This window comes from Pseudomonas sp. GXM4 (genome assembly GCF_008923895.1).
In the GTDB taxonomy this organism is placed as follows: Bacteria; Pseudomonadota; Gammaproteobacteria; order Pseudomonadales; family Pseudomonadaceae; genus Aquipseudomonas; species Aquipseudomonas atacamensis.
On the sequence record NZ_WBRZ01000402.1, the window covers coordinates 1 to 3,394 of the forward strand.

Annotated in this window: 3 protein-coding genes; 1 reads left to right on the plus strand and 2 read right to left on the minus strand. The window is 60.1% G+C overall.

Annotated features, from left to right (window positions below; translation table 11 throughout):
- Positions 1 to 38: 38 nt before the first annotated feature.
- Both F8N49_RS26590 and F8N49_RS26595 read right to left on the minus strand, forming a co-directional pair.
- Positions 39 to 509, minus strand: a complete 471-nt coding sequence (locus F8N49_RS26590) for a MaoC family dehydratase (RefSeq protein WP_003227420.1) — start codon at positions 507 to 509, stop codon at positions 39 to 41.
- Positions 510 to 552: 43 nt separating this feature from the next.
- A complete protein-coding gene (locus F8N49_RS26595; protein WP_071173338.1) occupies positions 553 to 1,497 on the minus strand; it encodes an alpha/beta hydrolase in 945 nt (314 codons plus the stop codon).
- A gap of 225 nt (positions 1,498 to 1,722) precedes the next feature.
- Here F8N49_RS26595 and F8N49_RS26600 point away from each other — a divergent pair.
- The coding region (locus F8N49_RS26600; RefSeq protein WP_151553224.1) for a long-chain-fatty-acid--CoA ligase at positions 1,723 to 3,394 on the plus strand (1,672 nt) is incomplete at its 3' end.

A 3,394-nucleotide genomic window follows, 5' to 3' on the forward strand; every position in this document is an offset into this window, starting at 1 on the left:
TCCAAAGTAGGAGCTGCCGCAGGCTGCGATCTTTTCGATCAGCCGATACTGATCGCCGGCAAAGTCGGCAACGTCACCGTCTGCTGTTTACGCGGCGCCAGAATCTCCGCTTCACCATCCACTACCAATTCATCACGCTGATTGAACACGCGAGTGGCAATGCGCACGCGGAATTTCGGCAGTTTCTCCAGAATCTCCAGGCGCACCGTCAGCGTGTCGCCGATCTTCACCGGCTTCTGAAAGCTCATCTGCTGACCGATATAGATAGTGCCCGGCCCAGGCAATTCACAGGCCACCGCTGCGCTGATCAGCGCACCGCTGAACATGCCGTGGGCGATGCGCTCCTTGAACATGCTGGCGGCGGCAAACTCGGCGTCCAGGTGCACCGGGTTGTGGTCGCCCGACATCGCGGCGAACAGCTGAATGTCGCGCTCTTCGACAGTCTTGCTGTAGCTGGCGGTCTGGCCGACTTCAAGGGCTTCGTAAGGGATGTTGGTAACCTGGGTCATCGGTTTCGATTCCTGTGACGGATTTCAGTCAATCCACAAAAAATTATTCGCTGCGCTGCGGGCGCCGGTGGCTCAGGGCCTGGTCGATCCAGGCGAGCACATCGGCGCTCACTTCGTCGCGATTGCTTTCATTGAACAATTCGTGTCGGGCCTGCGGGTAAATCTTCAGTTGCAGATGCTGGCTGCCGGCCCTGCGCAAGGCATTGGCCAGATCTGTCAGACGCTTGCCCTCGCTCACCGGATCACATTCGCCGCCAATTACCAGCAGCGGCAGGCCCGGATCGATCTGCGCGAGATTGGACGCTTTGCTGATTTGCTGCAACCCACCGAGCAGGTCGATCCACAGCTGATTGGTGCAGCGAAAGCCGCACAATGGGTCGGCGGCGTACTTGTCGACCTCCGCCGGGTCGCGGCTCAGCCAGTCGAAACGGGTGCGCACCGGTTTGAATTTATTGTTGAACGAGCCGAACGACAGCCATTCGATCAATGCACTGCGGCCCTTGCCGCCCTGGCGCAGTTTTTCCAGCCGGGCTATCTGCCGCGCGACGCGATAGAGGACCACCGGCTGGAAATTCGAGCCGCTGAGAATCGCCCCGTGCAGACTGGCGCTGTGGTGCAACAAATAGCCTTGGGCGATGTAGCTGCCCATGCTGTGGCCGAGCAGGATGATCGGCACGCCGGGATGTTGCTGGCCGATGTGCTGGTTGAGGCTGGCCAGATCGCCGACGACCTTGCACCAGCCGTCGTCATCGGCGAAATGGCCAAGGGTGCCGTTGTCAGCGGTGCGACCATGGCCGCGCAGATCCGGTGCGTAAACACCATAGTCTTTGTCGCAAAACGTGTCAGCGAGCCGCGTGTAGCGAGCGCTGTGTTCGGCCATGCCATGGGCCAGCAGAATCACCGCTTTCAATGGCGTGGCCGGCAGCCAGCGGTTGATGTACAGGCGGCTGCGGTCACTCGCGTCCAGCCAGAAGGTGTCGTGGGTCATGGCGATTCCTTTGCTCAGCATCGCCACAGTGTATAGCGCGTCTGATCAGCTCACGCCACGGCAGGAAGATTCACGGGATCAATGAGGGCTTGCGTCATATTTGCCTCAATGGCCATAGCTGCTAGTGTCCGTGAAGCTCCGCTTTGTGCTTTTCGCCTTCCATGGACGAAGCAGAAACGACAGAAAGCGGCTCCCGGATCGGCTCAGGTAAAGAGGACAAGAACAATGCAACCTGATTTCTGGAATGACAAACGCCCGGCCGGCGTACCGCTGGACATCGACATGGGCGAGTTCAAGTCGGTCATCGAAGTGTTTGAGCGTTCCTGCAAGAAGTTCGCTGACCGCCCGGCGTTCAGCAGCATGGGCATTACCCTGACCTACGCCGAACTCGAGCGCCAGAGCGCGGCGTTTGCCGGATACCTGCAGGCCCATACCGATCTGGTGCCGGGGGATCGCATTGCGGTGCAGATGCCCAACGTTCTGCATTATCCGATTGCCGTGTTCGGCGCGCTGCGCGCCGGGCTGATCGTGGTCAATACCAACCCGTTGTATACGCCACGGGAAATGCGCCACCAGTTCAAGGATTCCGGTGCACGCGCGTTGGTCTACCTGAATCTGTTCGGACAGAAAGTCCAGGAAGTGCTGCCCGACACCGACATCCAATATTTGATAGAAGCGAAGATGGGCGACCTGATGCCCACCGCCAAAGGCTGGCTGGTCAACACCGTGGTCAGCAAAGTGAAGAAACTGGTTCCCGAGTATTCGCTGCCGCAAGCGACCTCGTTCAAAAGCGCGCTGCGCATGGGCCGCGGCCTGGGCATCAAACCGCTGAACGTCGGCCTCGATGACATCGCCGTGCTGCAATACACCGGCGGCACCACCGGCCTGGCCAAGGGCGCGATGCTCACCCACGGCAATCTGGTGGCGAACATGCAGCAGGTGCGCGCCTGTCTGGCTCAGCTCGGCCCGGACGGTCAGCCGCTGTTGCGCGAAGGCCAGGAGGTGATGATCGCGCCGCTGCCGCTGTACCACATCTATGCTTTCACCGCGAATTGCATGTGCATGATGGTCTCGGGCAATCACAACGTACTGATCTCCAATCCGCGCGACATTGCCGGCTTCATCAAGGAACTGAAAAACTGGCGCTTCTCGGCGCTGCTGGGTTTGAACACCTTGTTCGTTGCGCTGATGGATCACCCTGATTTCAAGACCCTGGATTTCTCCAGCCTCAAGCTCACCAATTCCGGCGGCACCGCGCTGGTCAAGGCCACCGCCGAGCGCTGGGAGCAGATGACCGGTTGCCGTATCACCGAAGGCTACGGCCTGACCGAAACCTCGCCAGTGGCCTGCACCAACCCATACGGCGATCAGTCGCGGCTGGGCACTGTCGGCTTGCCGGTGCCGGGCACGCTGGTGAAAATCATCAACGATGACGGCGTCGAACAGCCGCTGGGCGAGCGCGGCGAGCTGTGCATCAAAGGCCCGCAGATCATGAAGGGCTACTGGAACAAGCCCGAAGCCACCGCCGAAGTGCTGGATGCCGAGGGCTGGTTCAAGTCCGGCGATATCGCCGTGATCGACCCGGACGGTTTCGTGCGCATCGTCGATCGCAAGAAGGACATGATCATCGTCTCCGGCTTCAACGTGTACCCCAACGAAATCGAAGACGTGGTCATGGCCCACCCGAAAGTCGCCAACTGCGCGGTCATCGGCGTGCCGGACGAGCGTTCGGGAGAGGCGGTGAAGCTGTTTGTGGTAGCGCGGGAAAGCGGGGTCAGCCTGGAAGAGCTGAAGGCGTACTGCAAAGAGAATTTCACGGCCTACAAGGTGCCGAAACACATCGTGTTGCGTGAGTCGTTGCCGATGACGCCTGTAGGGAAAATTCTGCGGCGCGAGT